This window comes from Pseudomonas sp. GW821-FHT03C07 (assembly GCF_059420925.1).
Genome location: NZ_JBWKUQ010000008.1, coordinates 43,663 through 61,899, shown reverse-complemented (window position 1 = coordinate 61,899; position 18,237 = coordinate 43,663). Strand labels below are relative to the sequence as shown.

General features: G+C 58.9%; 18 protein-coding genes. All 18 read right to left on the bottom strand.

Annotated features, from left to right (window positions below):
* Window positions 1-32: 32 nt before the first annotated feature.
* Window positions 33-845 (bottom strand): alpha/beta fold hydrolase, encoded by an 813-nt coding sequence (locus AC07VG_RS17170; protein ID WP_495021585.1) that lies wholly within the window; start codon window positions 843-845, stop codon window positions 33-35.
* Between the two features lie 285 nt (window positions 846-1,130).
* Window positions 1,131-1,766: a YjaZ family protein gene (locus AC07VG_RS17165; protein ID WP_495021584.1), complete on the bottom strand. Its 636-nt coding sequence runs from the start codon at window positions 1,764-1,766 to the stop codon at window positions 1,131-1,133.
* A gap of 311 nt (window positions 1,767-2,077) precedes the next feature.
* Window positions 2,078-3,913, bottom strand: coding sequence for a glutamine--fructose-6-phosphate transaminase (isomerizing) (gene glmS, locus AC07VG_RS17160; protein WP_495000239.1), 1,836 nt, complete (start codon window positions 3,911-3,913; stop codon window positions 2,078-2,080).
* 3 nt (window positions 3,914-3,916) lie between these two features.
* Window positions 3,917-4,696, bottom strand: a complete 780-nt coding sequence (locus AC07VG_RS17155) for a DeoR/GlpR family DNA-binding transcription regulator (RefSeq protein WP_495000306.1) — start codon at window positions 4,694-4,696, stop codon at window positions 3,917-3,919.
* Window positions 4,697-4,812: 116 nt separating this feature from the next.
* The gene (gene glmU / locus AC07VG_RS17150) at window positions 4,813-6,180 is read right to left on the bottom strand and encodes a bifunctional UDP-N-acetylglucosamine diphosphorylase/glucosamine-1-phosphate N-acetyltransferase GlmU (protein ID WP_495000240.1); all 1,368 of its coding nucleotides are present in this window, start codon (window positions 6,178-6,180) and stop codon (window positions 4,813-4,815) included.
* Between the two features lie 112 nt (window positions 6,181-6,292).
* Window positions 6,293-6,718: a F0F1 ATP synthase subunit epsilon gene (locus tag AC07VG_RS17145; RefSeq protein ID WP_040071848.1), complete on the bottom strand. Its 426-nt coding sequence runs from the start codon at window positions 6,716-6,718 to the stop codon at window positions 6,293-6,295.
* A gap of 45 nt (window positions 6,719-6,763) precedes the next feature.
* Window positions 6,764-8,140, bottom strand: a complete 1,377-nt coding sequence (atpD, locus tag AC07VG_RS17140) for a F0F1 ATP synthase subunit beta (RefSeq protein ID WP_177093899.1) — start codon at window positions 8,138-8,140, stop codon at window positions 6,764-6,766.
* A gap of 27 nt (window positions 8,141-8,167) precedes the next feature.
* Window positions 8,168-9,028 (bottom strand): F0F1 ATP synthase subunit gamma, encoded by an 861-nt coding sequence (gene atpG, locus AC07VG_RS17135; RefSeq protein ID WP_248806899.1) that lies wholly within the window; start codon window positions 9,026-9,028, stop codon window positions 8,168-8,170.
* A 50-nt stretch (window positions 9,029-9,078) separates the two neighbouring features.
* On the bottom strand, window positions 9,079-10,623 hold the full coding sequence (gene atpA / locus AC07VG_RS17130) for a F0F1 ATP synthase subunit alpha (protein WP_495000241.1): 1,545 nt from the start codon (window positions 10,621-10,623) through the stop codon (window positions 9,079-9,081).
* Window positions 10,624-10,644: 21 nt separating this feature from the next.
* The gene (locus AC07VG_RS17125) at window positions 10,645-11,181 is read right to left on the bottom strand and encodes a F0F1 ATP synthase subunit delta (protein WP_248799659.1); all 537 of its coding nucleotides are present in this window, start codon (window positions 11,179-11,181) and stop codon (window positions 10,645-10,647) included.
* Window positions 11,182-11,193: 12 nt separating this feature from the next.
* The gene (locus tag AC07VG_RS17120; RefSeq protein WP_191489152.1) at window positions 11,194-11,664 is read right to left on the bottom strand and encodes a F0F1 ATP synthase subunit B; all 471 of its coding nucleotides are present in this window, start codon (window positions 11,662-11,664) and stop codon (window positions 11,194-11,196) included.
* 58 nt (window positions 11,665-11,722) lie between these two features.
* Window positions 11,723-11,980, bottom strand: a complete 258-nt coding sequence (gene atpE, locus AC07VG_RS17115; RefSeq protein WP_019694395.1) for a F0F1 ATP synthase subunit C — start codon at window positions 11,978-11,980, stop codon at window positions 11,723-11,725.
* A 133-nt stretch (window positions 11,981-12,113) separates the two neighbouring features.
* Window positions 12,114-12,986 carry a F0F1 ATP synthase subunit A gene (atpB, locus tag AC07VG_RS17110; protein ID WP_495000242.1) on the bottom strand — a complete coding sequence of 291 codons (873 nt, stop codon included), beginning with the start codon at window positions 12,984-12,986 and terminating at the stop codon, window positions 12,114-12,116.
* Window positions 12,987-13,002: 16 nt separating this feature from the next.
* Window positions 13,003-13,410 carry a F0F1 ATP synthase subunit I gene (locus tag AC07VG_RS17105; RefSeq protein WP_495000243.1) on the bottom strand — a complete coding sequence of 136 codons (408 nt, stop codon included), beginning with the start codon at window positions 13,408-13,410 and terminating at the stop codon, window positions 13,003-13,005.
* Between the two features lie 157 nt (window positions 13,411-13,567).
* On the bottom strand, window positions 13,568-14,440 hold the full coding sequence (locus AC07VG_RS17100) for a ParB/RepB/Spo0J family partition protein (RefSeq protein ID WP_495000244.1): 873 nt from the start codon (window positions 14,438-14,440) through the stop codon (window positions 13,568-13,570).
* Window positions 14,441-14,449: 9 nt separating this feature from the next.
* The gene (locus AC07VG_RS17095; RefSeq protein WP_495000245.1) at window positions 14,450-15,244 is read right to left on the bottom strand and encodes a ParA family protein; all 795 of its coding nucleotides are present in this window, start codon (window positions 15,242-15,244) and stop codon (window positions 14,450-14,452) included.
* An 18-nt stretch (window positions 15,245-15,262) separates the two neighbouring features.
* A complete protein-coding gene (gene rsmG / locus AC07VG_RS17090) occupies window positions 15,263-15,907 on the bottom strand; it encodes a 16S rRNA (guanine(527)-N(7))-methyltransferase RsmG (protein WP_495000246.1) in 645 nt (214 codons plus the stop codon).
* On the bottom strand, window positions 15,904-17,796 hold the full coding sequence (gene mnmG, locus AC07VG_RS17085; protein WP_495000247.1) for a tRNA uridine-5-carboxymethylaminomethyl(34) synthesis enzyme MnmG: 1,893 nt from the start codon (window positions 17,794-17,796) through the stop codon (window positions 15,904-15,906). The genes rsmG and mnmG overlap by 4 nt, the downstream gene beginning before the upstream one ends.
* Between the last annotated feature and the right edge of the window lie 441 nt (window positions 17,797-18,237).

Sequence of the window (18,237 nt, the reverse complement as noted above, 5' to 3'; positions counted from 1 at the left end):
TGGCCTGCTACTCCTATAGAGGGTCGCGGTGACTACGGCAGCTTTGAGAGGAATGCCAACAACGCATCGTTCACGAACGTCGGGTTCTCGATACTGGAGATATGTCCGGCATCCGGTATCCCGATGTACTTGCAACCGATCAACTCGGCCATCTCCGCAGCCTCGCTTGGCGGCCGTGGCTTGTCCTGCTCACCGCCCATCACCAGGGTGCTCGCGGCATCCAGTCCTGCCACCGCGGCCAGGCGATCGTCACGTCCGAAGATCAGCCGTCCCAGCGGTACGACGCTGTCGCGCAGACGCTCGCCCGACCAGGTCGCCAGGGACGAGCGAAATGCCTGGTAGTACGGCAGCTGTGGATCGATACCCGGCCTGAAGAAAATCGGCACAATTGCATCGAGCAAAGGCACTGGAACACTGCCGGCATCCTCGATCATCTTCAGCATCGAAAAGTAATACTGTTGGGTCGGCGCGGGCTCTTCACCGGCATAGGTGTCCATCAACACCAGGCCACGAACGCGCTCGGGCGCCGCCAGGGCCAGGCGCGCGCCCCACATGCCACCGACCGACAGGCCGACCAGGGTGAAACGCCGAACTTCCAAGTGGTCGAGCAAGGCCAGTACCTGATTGGCCAGATCGTCGAGGCTGCGGGTGTTTTCCGGCAACGGTCCTGACTGCCCATGGCCCCAGAGCTCCGGCACGATCACCCGATAGTGTTGCGACAGCGCGGCGATCTGCGGTGCCCACATGCCGCTGTCCCACAGGTAGCTGGAGCCCAGCACCACCACCTCGCCCACGCCCTGGTCGAGGAAGTGAAGTGGTTGTCCATCGATCGTCACAAACGGCATTGAGTTATCCTTCGCTAATGGATGAAGCAACGAGTGCCCAAGTCCCTTGCACTCGCAATCAAGAGATGGGACAGCGTTGCCTGCACGCGCTCAAATGTCCAGAGGTATGCGACGTTGACGGGTCAGCCGTTTTTCATTAGCCTGAACAGGTCTGGATATATACGGAGCTTCGACCTTTCAGGTCTGAAGTGTTCAGATGCCGCCATTGGTTCTCGGCCGTGCCGGTTGATGGGATCACTCCCTAAGGGCTTCCGCGAAACCCCCTTCATTGGGGGTTTGCTTTTTCTACACCCGCCCTTTCCTCTTCATGTTCAAAGCACTGTTTCTCGCCACTTTGATCGATGTCCCTCGCGCCGTGTTCAAGAACAATTTCCAAGCCCTGATCTTGTCAGCCTTCTTGAAATTAACCGGTCTGTTGTCTGCGTCTTCGTCCCGTACATAAGCGCTTTCGATAAACAGTCTGAGCGTGTTCTTGCCCTCCCCTTTGCGCACATTGAAATAGATTTCATAGCGCATGCCCGTGGTTTGGCCCGGCATTGCGCTACCGAGCTCCAGAGTCAGAAAATTCTCTCGTCCAGTAAAGAAGCACCGACGGTCAGCGATGGACGCAATGATGTCCGGGAGCAAGAAAGACAATGCATGCCGCCCAGAGTGGAACACACGACGGACCTTGCGATGATCAATGATCAGACGCTCGTATCCGAGTGTGTGGAAATCAATCACCTGGCCTTGCTTTGGGCCGGCACTGACACAATGGGAACTGTATTCAACATGCAGCGTCAGGGTGACTGAAGGATGCCCTTCTGCAGCTGGAACGACAAGGCTCTGGGTGCGGGGCCGCAAGTGGCCCAACAGCCAACACACACCTTCAATCTCAACGTGCAGAACTTTCAGATGGTCCGGCCAATACTTTCCTCGCACAACGGGTTCCCTTGCACCGATTGAAGCTCTGCAGATTCAGTCGGTTTCATGAACATGAGCCGACGGGTTTAGCCCCTATTTTCGACTCTTCTCTAATACCTCCCCAGAGCCCCTCACCCCAGCTTGACGTAGGACTGATCCGAATCTTTTGGGTGCCTTCAGCGCAGTTTTCGCAAGTTTTTTACGGTGCCCCATGAACGTCCATGAGCATGGGCCAACAGCGAGACCGAGAACGGCGCGGTGATAAATCGCAGGTGCAAAAAAGCCGCCTTGAAAGGCGGCTTTTTCACAAAACGACTGAATCCACAGCCTTACTCCACCGTCACCGACTTCGCCAGATTACGCGGCTGATCGACGTCCGTGCCCTTGAGCACCGCCACGTAGTACGACAGCAGTTGCAGCGGGATGGTGTAGAGAATCGGTGCCAGGGTGTCGTGGATGTGCGGCATGGTGATGACATGTGTGCCTTCGGCATTAACCATCCCGGCCTGTTCGTCGGCGAAGACGATCAGTTGACCACCGCGAGCGCGGACTTCCTGCAGGTTGGATTTGAGCTTCTCCAACAATTCGTTGTTCGGCGCCACGGTAACGATCGGCATATCGTTGTCCACCAGCGCCAACGGACCGTGCTTCAGCTCGCCGGCCGGATAGGCCTCGGCGTGGATGTAGGAGATTTCCTTGAGCTTGAGCGAGCCTTCCATCGCCACCGGGTACTGCGCGCCACGGCCGAGGAACAGGGTGTGGTGCTTGTCGGCGAACAACTCGGCGATTTTCTCGACCTTGGTGTCCATGGCCAGGGTCTCGCCCAGGCGGGTCGGCAGGCGCCGCAGTTCTTCCACCAGCTCAGCTTCCACACCTTCGGCCAGGCTGCCCTGAACCTGGCCCAGGGCCAGGGTCAACAGCAACAGGCTCACCAGTTGGGTGGTGAAGGCCTTGGTCGAAGCCACGCCGATTTCGCGACCGGCCTGGGTCAGCAGGGTCAGGTCCGACTCGCGCACCAGCGAGCTGATGCTGACGTTGCAGATCGCCAGGCTGCCGAGGAAACCCAACTCCTTGGCATTGCGCAGCGCCGCCAGGGTGTCGGCGGTTTCGCCGGACTGGGAGATAGCAACAAACAAGGTGTCCGGCTGCACCACCACCTTGCGATAGCGGAACTCACTGGCGACCTCGACCTGGCACGGGATACCCGCCAACCCTTCGAGCCAGTAACGCGCAACCATACCGGCGTGATAGCTGGTGCCGCAGGCGACGATCTGGACATTGCGCACTTTGGCGAACAACTCAGCGGCCTGGGGGCCGAACGCCTGCACCAGGACCTGGTTCGGGCCGAGACGGTTTTCCAGGGTCCGCTGGACCACGGTCGGTTGCTCGTGGATTTCCTTGAGCATGAAGTGGCGGAATGCGCCCTTCTCGGCCGCTTCCGCGCCGTCGCGATACTGCACCGCTTCGCGCTCGACCTGACGGCCATCGATGTCCCAGATCTGCACGCTGTCGCGGTGGATCTCGGCGATATCGCCCTCTTCCAGGTACATGAAACGGTCGGTGACCTGACGCAACGCCAGTTGGTCGGAAGCGAGGAAGTTTTCCCCCAGACCCAGGCCGATCACCAGCGGGCTGCCACTGCGGGCCGCCAGCAGGCGATCCGGTTGCTGCGCGTTGATCACCGCCAGGCCGTAGGCGCCGTGCAGCTCCTTGACCGTGGCTTTCAACGCCTTGGTCAGGTCACCCAGGTCCTTGAACTTGTGGTTCAGCAGGTGAGCGATAACTTCGGTGTCGGTTTCCGAGGTAAAGACGTAGCCCAGCCCCTTGAGTTGTTCACGCAAGGCTTCGTGGTTCTCGATGATGCCGTTGTGCACCACGGCAATATCGGACCCGGAGAAATGCGGGTGGGCATTGTGTTCGCACGGCGCACCATGGGTCGCCCAACGGGTGTGGGCAATGCCCAGGCGACCGGCCAGCGGTTCGCCGGCCAGGGCCTGCTCCAGCTCGCTGACCTTGCCGGTGCGACGGGTACGCTCCAGCGTGCCGTTATGGCTGAAAACGGCGACACCGGCGCTGTCGTAGCCGCGGTATTCCAGACGCTTCAGGCCTTCGACCAGGATGGCCGTGATATTACGTTCAGCAACTGCACCGACAATTCCACACATGCTCTATTTCTCCTGGCTGGCAACCGCGCAAATGACAGTGATACCACGGGCCTGAATCTGTTCGCGTACCTCTTTGGGCAAACGATCATCGGTAATAAGGGTATGGATACTGCTCCAGGGCAGCTCCAGGTTGGGAATCTTGCGGCCGATCTTGTCGGACTCGACCATGACCACCACTTCACGGGCGACCTCCGCCATCACCCGGCTCAACCCCAGCAATTCATGGAAGGTGGTGGTGCCACGCTCCAGATCGATGCCGTCAGCGCCGATGAACAACTGGTCGAAGTCATAGGAACGCAGGACGCGCTCGGCGACCTGGCCCTGGAACGACTCGGAATGCGGGTCCCAGGTGCCACCGGTCATCAGCAGCACCGGTTCGTGTTCCAGTTCGCTCAGGGCACGGGCGACATGCAGAGAGTTGGTCATCACCACCAGGCCAGGTTGCTGGCCCAGTTGGGGGATCATCGCGGCGGTGGTGCTGCCACTGTCGATAATAATACGCGCGTGTTCACGAATACGCCCCACCGCGGCGCGGGCAATCGCCTGTTTATACCGGGAAACCGCCTGGGCCGGGTCGCTGAACAGTTCGTGGGGGATGGTAATCGCGCCGCCGTAGCGACGCATCAACAGGCCATGGCTTTCCAGGGCCGCGAGGTCCTTGCGAATCGTCACCTCGGAGGTTTCGAAGCGCCTGGCCAATTCATCCACACTGACTTCGCCCTGGTCATTGAGCATGGCCAGGATATTGTGCCGACGTTGCGGGGTGTTGCGTTTCGATATGATCACTTAAGTTTCGATTCGAAAGATAATAGCGACCATAAGACCTTCGAAACGAAACTTAGTCAAGTGAAATGAGGGAGACTGTGGATAAATGAGCTCCCGTTGCCATTGTGGATAACTCAGGACTTACTGACCTTCACCGGACGCTTCCAGCCGTCGATATTGCGCTGACGGGCACGGGCCACACCCAACTGCCCTTCACCGACGTTCTGGTTGATGGTCGAACCCGCCGCTGTGCTGGCGCCGGAAGAGATATCCACAGGTGCCACCAAGGCGTTGTTGGAGCCGATGAAGACGTCCTCGCCCAGCACCGTCTTGTGCTTGTTGGCCCCATCATAGTTACAGGTGATGGTACCGGCACCGATATTGGTCCGCGCACCGACTTCAGCATCGCCGAGGTAGGTCAGGTGGCCGCACTTGGCGTCTTCGCCCAGGTGCGCATTTTTCAGTTCAACAAAGTTACCCACATGGGCACGGGCGTCGAGCACGCTCCCCGGGCGCAAGCGCGCGAACGGACCGGCATCGCTGCCCTCGCCCATGATCGCGCCGTCGATATGGCTGTTGGCCTTGATGGTCACACCCTTGCGCAGGGTGCTGTTCCTGATCACACAGTTCGGGCCGATGACTACATCGTCCTCGATCACCACCTGGCCTTCGAGAATCACGTTGATGTCGATCAGCACATCGCGACCGACAGTCACCTCGCCGCGCACATCGAAGCGCGCTGGATCGCGCAACGTCACACCCTGCGCCATCAACCGCCGCCCCGCGCGCAACTGGTAATGACGCTCCAGTTCGGCCAACTGCTGGCGGTCGTTGGCGCCCTGCACCTCCATTGCATCCTGGGGTTGCTCGGTGGCGACCACCAGGCCGTCACCCACCGCCATGGCAATCACGTCGGTCAGGTAGTACTCGCCCTGGGCGTTGTTGTTCGACAGGCGGCTCATCCACTCACCCAGGCGCTTGGCCGGCACCGCGAGAATCCCGGTGTTGCCCTCGGTGATGGCCAGTTCCGCCGCGCTGGCGTCTTTCTGCTCGACAATGGCGGCCACCTTGCCGGCGGCATCGCGGACGATCCGCCCATAACCGGTCGGGTTATCCAACTCGACCGTCAACAGGCCGAGTTGCCCGGGGCCTGCCTGCTCCAGCAGACGCCGCAAGGTCTCGACTTCGATCAAGGGCACGTCGCCATAGAGGATCAGCACGGTGTCGGCACTGATGAACGGCACCGCCTGGGCCACGGCATGACCGGTACCGAGTTGCTGGTCCTGCAGGACAAAGTTCAGGTCATCGGCGGCCAGACGCTCGCGCACCCGCTCGGCACCATGGCCAATCACCACATGGATGCGCTGTGGATCAAGTTGTCGGGCGCTGTGGATAACATGTCCCAACATCGAATTGCCCGCGACCGGGTGCAGCACTTTAGGCAACGACGAACGCATCCGGGTGCCCTGACCCGCCGCGAGGATAACGATTTCGAGAGACATGACTGGCTACCAATCCTGGGTGGTCAGCGACTGTGACCACGTGATAAACGCGGAAAAGAAAAAAGGGTAGCCGAGGCTACCCTTTTTAATCAATCACACAACAAGCCTTGGCTTAACCGCCGAACTTCTTGCGGATCTGCTGGACGGTGCGCAGCTGAGCTGACGCCTCGGCCAGACGTGCGGCGGCGGAACCGTAATCGAACTCCGCGCCACGTTCATGCAGGGCCTTCTCGGCAGCCTTGACGGCTTCCTGAGCGGAGGCTTCATCCAGGTCGGCAGCACGTTGCACGGTATCGGCAAGCACCTTGACCATGTTCGGCTGAACCTCGAGGAAACCACCGGAGATGTAGAACACCTCGGCTTCCCCGCCTTGCTTGATCAGGCGGATCGGACCTGGTTTCAGATTAGTGATCAGCGGCGCGTGACCCAGGGCGATACCCAGATCACCCAGTGCACCGTGCGCAATCACCATCTCGACCAGACCGGAGAAGATTTCACCTTCCGCACTGACGATGTCGCAATGGACTGTCATAGCCATCTGATTGCCTCAACCTAAATTAGCGCCCGTTGCCGGGCGCTGGGATTACAGTTTCTTGGCTTTCTCGATCGCTTCTTCGATGCCGCCAACCATGTAGAACGCTTGTTCTGGCAGGTGGTCGTAGTCACCGTTGAGGATGCCTTTGAAGCCAGCAATGGTGTCTTTCAGGGAAACGTATTTACCCGAGGCACCGGTGAAGACTTCAGCCACGAAGAACGGCTGCGACAGGAAGCGCTGGATCTTACGAGCGCGGGATACCAACTGCTTGTCGGTCTCCGACAGTTCGTCCATACCCAGGATCGCGATGATGTCCTTCAGCTCTTTGTAACGCTGCAGCACGTACTGAACGCCGCGAGCGGTTTCGTAGTGCTCGTTGCCGATCACGTTCGGGTCCAGCTGGCGCGAAGTCGAGTCCAGTGGATCGACCGCTGGGTAGATACCCAGGGAGGCGATGTCACGGGACAGTACGACGGTGGCGTCCAAGTGGGCGAAGGTGGTCGCCGGCGACGGGTCGGTCAAGTCATCCGCGGGAACGTAGACGGCCTGGATCGAGGTAATCGAACCGTTCTTGGTCGAAGTGATGCGCTCTTGCAGCACGCCCATCTCTTCAGCCAGGGTCGGCTGGTAACCTACTGCCGAAGGCATACGGCCCAGCAGTGCGGATACTTCGGTACCGGCCAGGGTGTAACGGTAGATGTTGTCGACGAACAGCAGAACGTCGTTACCTTCGTCACGGAACTTCTCGGCCATGGTCAGGCCGGTCAGGGCGACGCGCAGACGGTTGCCCGGCGGCTCGTTCATCTGACCGTAAACCAGTGCCACTTTGTCCAGAACGTTGGAGTCCTTCATCTCGTGGTAGAAGTCGTTACCCTCACGAGTACGCTCACCCACACCGGCGAACACGGAATAACCGCTGTGCTCGATGGCGATGTTACGGATCAGTTCCATCATGTTTACGGTCTTGCCGACACCGGCACCACCGAACAGACCGACTTTACCGCCCTTGGCGAACGGGCAAACCAGGTCGATAACCTTGATGCCGGTTTCCAGCAGGTCGTTGCCGCCCGCTTGTTCCGCGAAGGATGGCGCAGGACGGTGAATGCCCCAGCGTTCTTCGGTGTCGATCGGGCCAGCTTCGTCGATCGGGTTGCCGAGGACGTCCATGATCCGGCCCAGGGTCGCTTTACCGACCGGTACGGAGATGGCAGCGCCAGAGTCGATAACGTCCAGACCGCGCTTCAAGCCTTCGGTGGAACCCATCGCAATGGTACGCACCACACCGTCGCCCAGCTGCTGCTGGACTTCCAGGGTGGTTTCCGCGCCTTGTACTTTCAGCGCGTTGTAGATGCTCGGTACGCTGTCGCGTGGAAATTCCACGTCGATAACGGCGCCGATGATTTGAACGATACGTCCGCTACTCATAGCTGGATCCTCTGAATATTTGAACCGTTAAACCGCGGCAGCGCCGCCGACGATTTCCGAGATCTCTTGGGTGATCGCAGCCTGACGCGCCTTGTTGTAGATCAGCTGCAAATCGCTGATCAAATCACCGGCGTTGTCGGTAGCGTTCTTCATCGCGATCATCCGCGCAGCTTGTTCAGCCGCGTTGTTCTCGACCACCGCCTGGTAGACCTGCGACTCCACGTAACGCACCATCAGGCCGTCAAGCAGCTCTTTGGCGTCCGGTTCGTAGAGATAGTCCCAGTGGTGCTTGAGTGCTTGATCCGGGGTCGCCACCAGAGGAATCAACTGCTCCACTGTAGGCTGCTGGGTCATGGTGTTGATGAACTTGTTGGACACCACGGACAGGCGGTCAATACGGCCGTCCAGGTAGGCATCCAGCATCACCTTGACGCTGCCGATCAGATCGTTGATCGACGGCTCTTCACCCAGGTGGCTGATAGCGGCGACGACGTTACCGCCGAAGTTGCGGAAAAACGCCGCACCTTTGCTACCGACCACACACAGATCAATCTCGACGCCGTTTTCGCGGTTTACCGCCATGTCCTTGACCAGGGCCTTGAACAGGTTGGTGTTCAAGCCACCGCACAGACCACGGTCACTGCTCACCACGACATAGCCGACGCGCTTGACGGCGCGGTCGATCATGAATGGGTGGCGGTATTCCGGGTTGGCGTTGGCCAGATGCCCAATTACCTGGCGGATACGCTCCGCATAAGGACGGCTAGCAGCCATGCGCATTTGTGCCTTGCGCATTTTGCTGACCGCCACTTTTTCCATGGCGCTGGTAATCTTTTGCGTGCTTTTGATGCTCGCAATCTTACTGCGAATCTCTTTTGCGCCTGCCATGTAACACCTATCAGGTTAGCAAGCGGGAGCCTTGCAGCTCCCGCTGCGGCTTACCAGGTTTGGGTGGCCTTGAACTTCTCGATACCAGCCTTCAGGCCAGCGTCGATCTCGTCATTGAAGTCACCCTTCACGTTGATCTTGGCCAACAAGTCGGCATGATCGCGGTTGAAGTAAGCAATCAGCGCTTGTTCGAAGCTACCGACCTTGGTGATTTCGACGTCAGTCAGGAACCCACGCTCAGCGGCATACAGCGACAGCGACATGTCGGCAATCGACATCGGCGCATATTGCTTCTGCTTCATCAGCTCGGTAACGCGCTGACCGTGTTCAAGTTGCTTGCGGGTCGCTTCGTCCAGGTCAGAAGCGAACTGGGCGAATGCCGCCAGTTCACGGTACTGAGCCAGGGCGGTACGGATACCACCGGACAGCTTCTTGATGATCTTGGTCTGAGCGGCACCACCTACGCGGGATACCGAAACACCGGCGTTCACAGCAGGACGGATCCCGGAGTTGAACATGGCCGATTCCAGGAAGATCTGACCGTCGGTGATGGAAATCACGTTGGTCGGAACGAACGCGGAAACGTCGCCAGCCTGGGTTTCGATGATCGGCAGCGCGGTCAGGGAACCGGTCTTGCCAGTCACTGCGCCCTTGGTGAACTTCTCGACATACTCTTCCGAAACGCGGGATGCGCGCTCCAGCAGACGGGAGTGGAGATAGAACACGTCGCCTGGGTAGGCTTCACGGCCTGGTGGACGGCGCAGCAGCAGGGAAATCTGGCGGTAAGCCACTGCTTGCTTGGACAGATCGTCATAAACGATCAGCGCGTCTTCACCGCGGTCGCGGAAGTACTCGCCCATGGTGCAACCGGAGTACGGTGCCAGGAACTGCAGCGCAGGAGATTCCGAAGCACTGGCCGCCACGATGATGGTGTTGGCCAGGGCGCCGTTTTCTTCCAGCTTGCGAACCACGTTGGCGATGGTCGATTGCTTCTGACCAATGGCTACGTAGACGCAGAAAATGCCGCTGTCTTTCTGGTTGATGATCGCGTCGATCGCCAGAGCGGTTTTACCGATCTGACGGTCACCGATGATCAGCTCACGCTGGCCACGGCCAACCGGGATCATGGCATCGACAGCCTTGTAGCCAGTCTGTACAGGCTGGTCTACCGACTTACGCCAGATCACGCCTGGAGCAACTTTCTCGACCGCGTCGGTCTCGGTGTTGTTCAGCGGACCTTTGCCGTCAACCGGGTTACCCAGTGCGTCGACAACGCGACCCAGCAGTTCCTTACCGACCGGAACTTCGAGGATGCGGCCGGTGCACTTGGCGCTCATGCCTTCAGCCAGACTGGTGTAAGCGCCCAGTACCACGGCACCTACGGAGTCTTGCTCGAGGTTGAGGGCCATACCGTAGACGCCGCCCGGAAACTCGATCATCTCGCCGTACATGACGTCGGCCAGACCGTGAATCCGCACGATACCGTCAGACACGCTGACGACAGTGCCTTCGTTACGGGCTTGGGAGGTCACATCGAGCTTGTCGATGCGGCCCTTGATAATTTCACTTATTTCGGAAGGATTGAGTTGCTGCATTGCTCTGCTGCCCCTTCAAACTCAAGATTTCAATGCTTCGGCCAGGCTCGCGAGTTTGCCGCGAACCGAGCCATCGATAACCAGGTCGCCGGCGCGGATCACGACGCCACCAATCAGGGTGGCGTCCTCCGCAACTTGCAGGCGCACTTCCCGATTGAGTCGTGCACTGAGAACCTTGGCGAGTTTGTCTTGCTGTTCTTGGTTCAATGCAAAAGCACTGGTGACTTCCACGTCTACCGATTTCTCTTGTTCGGCCTTGTACAGGTCGAACAGAGCGGCGATCTCCGGCAACAGCAGGAGACGGTCGTTTTCAGCAACGACATGGATGAAATTCTGTGCCTTGACATCGAACTTGTCGCCACACACGTCAATGAACGTGGTGGCCTTTTCTGCGCTCGTCAGTCGCGGGGCCTTGAGCACGCGCTGCATGGTGTCGTCTTCCGACACCGCTGCTGCCAGGCCGAGCATGGCTGACCAATTGGCCAGTTGCTGGTGGGCCTGAGCGTGCTCGAAGGCCGCCTTAGCGTAAGGTCGGGCCAACGTGGTCAGTTCTGCCATGGTCGCCCTCGCTTAGATTTCAGTAGCCAGTTGGTTAACCAGCTCTGCGTGCGCGTCTTTATCAATTGCCTTGCCCAGGATCTTCCCGGCGCCGTCGACTACCAAGCTACCCAATTGGGCGCGCAGCGCGTCTTTGACACTGTTGAGTTCCTGTTCGATCTCGGCCAGAGCCTGAGCCTTCACACGGTCAGCTTCGACACGAGCCTGTTCACGGGCCTCGTCGACGATCTGGTTACCGCGTTTCTTGGCTTGCTCAATGATTTCGGCTGCCTGAGCTTTCGCATCGCGCAGTTGATGACCCGCTTTCTCTTGGGCCAACTCCAGGTCGCGAGCTGCTCGGCTGGCAGCGTCCAGTCCATCCGCGATCTTCTTCTGACGTTCGTGCAGTGCCGCGATGACCGGAGGCCACACGAACTTCATGCAAAACAGTACAAAAATGAGGAACGCAACGGACTGGCCAATCAGGGTCGCATTAATGTTCACGCCAACACCTCGCTCGTTCGTTGTCCATCACACCAATCCACTCGAAATATCCGAGTGATTAGTGAGCGAGTTGACCGACGAAGGGGTTCGCGAAGGTGAAGAACAAAGCGATACCAACACCGATCATGGTCACGGCGTCGAGCAGACCGGCGACGATGAACATTTTGACTTGCAGCATTGGGACCATTTCTGGCTGACGCGCGGCGCCTTCCAGGAACTTGCCGCCCAGCAGGCCGAAACCAATTGCGGTACCCAGTGCGCCCAGGCCGATCAACAGTGCAACAGCGATAGCGGTTAGACCAACTACAGTTTCCATCTTTCCTCCCGACTTTTACGTCGTATGGTTTAGGTTTTTTTAATTTAAAGCGGTAAAACAAATCGTTTCGCGGCCCCTTGCGGGGCCACCCCGCGCCGAAGCGCCAGGGACATCAGAGCCGTCGGGACGGCTCTTAATGGTTTTCTTCGTGTGCCATCGACAGGTAGACGATGGTCAGCATCATGAAGATGAACGCCTGCAAGGTGATGATCAGGATGTGGAACACTGCCCACGCCCACTGCAACACCACGCCCAGGCCACTGAGCCAGAGCAGGCCGCTGCCGAACATCACGGCGATCAGGATGAACACCAGCTCACCGGCATACATGTTGCCGAACAGTCGCAGGGCCAACGAGATCGGCTTGGCGATCAGGGTGACGAATTCCAGCAGGAAGTTCACCGGGATCAACAGTGCCTGCAGGAAGATGTTCTTGCTACCGAATGGGTGCAGGGTCAGTTCGCCGATAAAACCGCCGAGGCCCTTGATCTTGATGCTGTAGAAAATGATCAGTGCGAAGACCGAGAAGGCCATGCCCAGGGTCGCGTTCGGGTCGGTGGTCGACACGGCGCGGAACGGGATGTGCTCGTCACCGGTGATCAGTATGGCCAGATGAGGAATCCAGTCGACCGGGATCAGGTCGACGGCGTTCATCAGGAACACCCAGACGAAGATGGTCAGGGCCAGCGGTGCAATCACCGGGCTACGACCGTGGAAGCTGTCCTTCACGCTGCCGTCGACGAACTCGACCAGGACTTCAACGAAGTTCTGCAAGGCACCGGGTTGACCGGATGTGGCCTTCTTCGCCGCCATGCGGAAAACCAGAATGAAGATCAGGCCCAGTGCGACAGACCAACCCAGAGTATCCAGGTGGAATGCCCAGAAGCCCATGGCCTTGGCCTCTGCTGCGGAATGGGCAAAGCCCCAGCCGCCAGTCGGTAGCTGACCGAAGGTCAGGTTCTGCAGGTGGTGCTGGATATAGCCCGAAGCGGTTGTTTCTGCTGACATGGTTGCCTCAAACGCCCTAAGGTCTCGAAAGTCTTGTTTTCATTAGCACGGGTGCGAACCAGCTGACCGACTGGGTCAGCACGAAGACACCGAAGACTGCTATCGGCGCCAATGGCTTCACACCTGCGAACGTCAGTGCAAACAGCACTGCCGTCAAAATCAATTTACCCGCCTCGCCGGCATAAAAAGACCGGACGATGGACTGGGCTGCTCGGGCGCCGGAAAACCGAAAGGCCCTGTGAGCAAAATACACATTGGGGAGCAAGGCTATCAGGCCTCCGCAGAGTCCTGAGTATCCGGCAACGACACCCCGCCATTGCCAAAGCGCCAAAGCCGCCACCAACAAAACGACAAACTGGGCCAACAACACCGGAAATACCGCCAAGCGATGGAACGGCAACCTGTTTGGCGTGCGGGTTTCCATCACTAACGCTCCTCAAGGGTCGGCTGCCACAAATCAATAACTTGGCATAAATTGTGCCGACAAAATGCGCGCAGAGTATAGGGGCGGTTCAGCCCCTATTCAACTGCCGGGTAGTGATTTCCGACTGCCCGCTACATGAGGAAATGTTTCAGCAGATTCAGCGGATATGCGCGAGTACCCCTTGTAGTTCATCCAGGGAGTTATAGCGAATCACCAACTGACCTTTTCCCTTCTGGCCATGGCGAATCTGCACTGCGGAGCCCAGCCGCTCTGCCAGGCGCTGTTCAAGGCGACTGATGTCCGGATCGACCTTGGCCGGCTCGGCAGGCTCCTGTTTGCCACTCAGCCACTGGCGAACCAGCGCCTCGGTCTGGCGCACCGTGAGGCCGCGTGCGACAACGTGTCGCGCCCCTTCGACCTGTCGGTCATCCGGCAAACCGAGCAAGGCACGGGCATGACCCATTTCCAGGTCACCGTGGGACAACATGGTCTTGATCACTTCCGGCAATGCGATCAGGCGCAGCAGGTTGGCCACGGTCACGCGGGACTTGCCCACGGCTTCGGCGACCTGTTGCTGGGTCAACTGGAACTCCTGCTGCAAGCGCTGCAGGGCCACGGCTTCCTCGATCGGATTGAGATCTTCGCGCTGGATGTTCTCGATCAGCGCCATGGCGATGGCGGTTTCATCCGGCACGTCGCGGACCATGGCCGGAATGGTTTCCTGCCCGGCCTGCTGGCTGGCACGCCAGCGGCGTTCGCCGGCAATGATTTCAAAGCGACCGCCGCCGACCGGGCGGACCACGATCGGTTGCATCACGCCCTGGGCCTTGATCGATTGCGCCAGTTCTTCCAGCGCCTGGGGGTCCATGTCGCGGCGCGGCTGGTACTTGCCGCGCTGGATCAGGTCCAGCGGCAGGTGCTGCAACTCCCGTTGATCGGCCTGGACGGCCTGTTCTTCCAGCGAACTGACAGTCGGACCACTCAGCAGTGCATCCAGTCCACGTCCGAGACCTCGTTTCTTGACGGCCATGGGGATTCCTTAAGTTGCCGGGGCTGCGGTGCGTGAAGTGCGGCGTTGCCGACGAACCATCTCGCCCGCCAGGGCCAGGTAGGCCAGGGCGCCACGGGATTGTTTGTCGTATGCCAGCGCGGGCATGCCGTAGCTCGGGGCTTCGGCCAGGCGGATGTTGCGCGGAATCACGGTGTCGTACAGCTGGTCACCGAAATGTTCCTTGAGCTGTGCGGAAACGTCGTTCATCAAACTCAGACGCGGGTCGTACATGGTCCGCAGCAAGCCTTCGACTTTCAGCTCCGGGTTGAGCAACTCGGCAATGCGCTTGATGTTATCCACAAGGTCGCTAAGCCCTTCCAGAGCAAAGTATTCGCACTGCATGGGGATAATCACCCCATCGGCGGCCACCAACGCATTGAGGGTCAGCATCGACAGCGACGGCGGGCAGTCGATGAGGATGTAATCGTAATTCTCGCGAATCGGCGCCAGGGCGCTGCGCAGACGGCTTTCCTTCATCTGCATTTCCAGCAGCACCACTTCGGCCGCCGTCAGGTCACGGTTGGCCGGCAGCAGTTGATAACCGCCGTGCTCAGAGAAATGCATGGCCTGGGCCAAGTCGCATTCGCCGATCAGCACATCGTAGATGGAGTTTTCCAGCGCGTGTTTATCCACACCGCTACCCATGGTGGCGTTGCCCTGTGGATCGAGGTCGATCAGCAGCACCCGACGCTTGGTCGCGACCAGGGATGCTGCGAGGTTGATGCAGGTGGTGGTCTTGCCCACGCCACCCTTCTGGTTCGCTATCGCGAATACCTTAGCCATTCTTGCTTGTGTTCCCAATCATGCCGTGCGGCGCAGTATCAGCAGATGGCGTTGGCCTTGGCAACCGGGTACGGCCAAGGCGTGTTCGCTATCGAGGTGGAAGTCTGCCGGCAATGCTACCAGCTCATCGGCGGGATGGACGCCCTTCATTGCCAGCCAGCGTGTATCAGCGTCGCCGAGGTGGCGAGTCCAGCCGGTGAAGTTCTCCATGCTGCTGAAGGCCCGGGAAATAATCCCGTTGAACGGCTGCGGCGGCTGGAAGGCTTCGACCCGGCTGTGGATAACTTGCAGGTTATCCAGTTTGAGTTCGAGTTTGACCTGGGTCAGGAAGCGGGTTTTCTTGCCGTTGCTGTCCAGGCAGGTCACGGGTGAATCGGGAAACAGGATCGCCAGGGGAATCCCCGGCATCCCACCGCCACTGCCGACATCGAGCCAGCGACCGTTTTCGACGAAAGACATCACGCTCAGGCTGTCGAGCAGATGGCGCGAGACCATTTCGTCGGGATCGCGGACGGCGGTGAGGTTGTAGGCCTGATTCCATTTGATCAACAGGGCCAGATAACCCAGCAGCAAGGCGTGCTGGGCTTCACTCAGGTTGACGCCAAGCTGACGAGCACCTGTGGATAACTCTTCTGCGTGTTGCGAAGTAACCAACGAACTCAAGCGCTTTGCTCCAACTGACGGCCGGCGCCGCGTTTTTTCAGGTGAATCATCAACAGGGAAATCGCCGCCGGCGTTACGCCAGGGATCCGCGAAGCCTGGCCCAGGGTTTCCGGACGGGTTGCACTGAGCTTGCTCTGGATCTCCTTGGACAGGCCGGAAATACCGGTGTACTCGATATCCACAGGCAGCTTGGTGTCTTCACTGGCGCGCAGACGAGCGATTTCATCCTGCTGGCGATCGATATAACCGGCGTATTTGGTCTTGATCTCGACCTGCTCGGCGACTTGTGGGTCTTCGGCGCCCTGTCCGGTCACGGCGACCAGACCAGCGTAGTCGATTTCCGGACGGCTCAGCAGGTTCAGCAAGTTGTATTCGTGGGTCAGTGGCGTACCGAATTTTTCGGCAATGGCATCACCCTGCTCGGTACCCGGGCGAACCCAGGTGCTTTTCAGCCGCTGTTCTTCCAGCTCGATGCTTTCGCGTTTCGTGCAGAAAGCAGCCCAGCGCACCTCGTCCACCAGACCCAGTTCGCGACCTTTTTCGGTCAGGCGCAGGTCGGCATTGTCTTCGCGCAGGATCAGGCGGTACTCGGCGCGGGAGGTGAACATCCGATACGGTTCCTGGGTCCCCAGGGTAATCAGATCGTCGACCAACACACCGATGTACGCTTCGTCGCGACGCGGACACCAGCTGTCCTTGCCCTGGGCACGCAACGCGGCGTTGGCCCCGGCCAACAAACCTTGGGCGCCGGCTTCTTCGTAGCCGGTGGTGCCATTGATCTGCCCGGCAAAGAACAAGCCGCCGATAACTTTGGTTTCCAGGCTGTATTTCAGGTCACGGGGATCGAAGTAGTCGTACTCGATGGCATAACCCGGCCGCACGATATGGGCGTTTTCCATGCCGCGGATCGACTGGACGATCTGCAACTGCACGTCGAACGGCAGGGAGGTGGATATCCCGTTCGGGTACAACTCGTGGGTAGTCAAGCCTTCGGGTTCGATAAAGACCTGGTGGCTTTCCTTGTCGGCAAAGCGATGGATCTTGTCTTCGATGGACGGGCAATAGCGCGGGCCAATGCCTTCGATCACCCCGGAATACATCGGCGAACGATCAAGGTTCGCGGCGATGATTTCGTGGGTGCGCGCGTTGGTGTGGGTAATCCAGCAACTGACCTGCCGTGGATGCTGCTCTTTCGAGCCCATGAACGACATTACCGGGATCGGCGTATCGCCCGGTTGTTCGGACATCACCGAAAAATCCACCGAGCGACCGTCGATACGTGGCGGTGTACCGGTTTTCAGGCGGCCGACACGCAGCGGCAGTTCCCGCAGGCGTTGGGCCAGGGCAATCGACGGGGGATCGCCGGCACGGCCGCCGGAATAGTTCTGCATCCCGATGTGGATAAGTCCACCGAGGAAGGTGCCGGTGGTCAGGACCACGGATTCGGCGAAGAACCGCAGGCCCATCTGGGTAACCACACCGCGAACCTGATCCTGCTCGACGATCAGGTCGTCGGCGGCTTGTTGAAATATCCACAGGTTCGGCTGGTTTTCCAGGATCTCGCGCACCGCGGCCTTGTACAGCACACGGTCGGCCTGGGCGCGGGTAGCGCGCACGGCTGGGCCTTTGCGGCTGTTCAAGACCCGAAACTGGATGCCGCCCTTATCGGTGGCGATGGCCATCGCACCACCGAGGGCATCGATTTCCTTGACCAGATGGCTTTTGCCGATCCCGCCGATCGCGGGGTTGCAGCTCATGGCGCCGAGGGTTTCCACGTTATGCGTCAGCAGCAGGGTTTTTGCCCCCATGCGTGCGGACGCCAGTGCTGCCTCGGTACCGGCATGACCGCCGCCGATGACGATCACTTCAAAACGGGAAGGGAAATCCACCACGCACCTCGTGCCTGCTTCAAGTAGGTAATTAGGAATAGGGTCGGCCCACTTTTTTGAGCCAGGTCGGCAAGTATAGGGACTTCCCCCCTCCTAAAGAACCCTTTGCACAAAATTTAACCAGCTGTGGATGAATCACGGACAATAGAAATTAAAAGAGAGAAATTTATTAAATCTTTGTTTTTATGTTTATTCTTAGTGAGCACCATTTCTGTGGATAAGGTTCTACAGGCCTTATTTATCAATGTGTACAGAGATTAAAAAGTCTGTGGTCATGTGGGTCGGAGGGTTTGGGATAACCGGTCTAAGCCTGTGGATTAAACAGGTGGTTATCCACAAGCTGGTTCATCCTCAGTTTTCAGGCCCTGTTATCAACCGAGCTGAGGCGTGGTTATTCACAGGGCTTAATCCACAGAAAAGCGTCTGCTGGGACAAATCCCA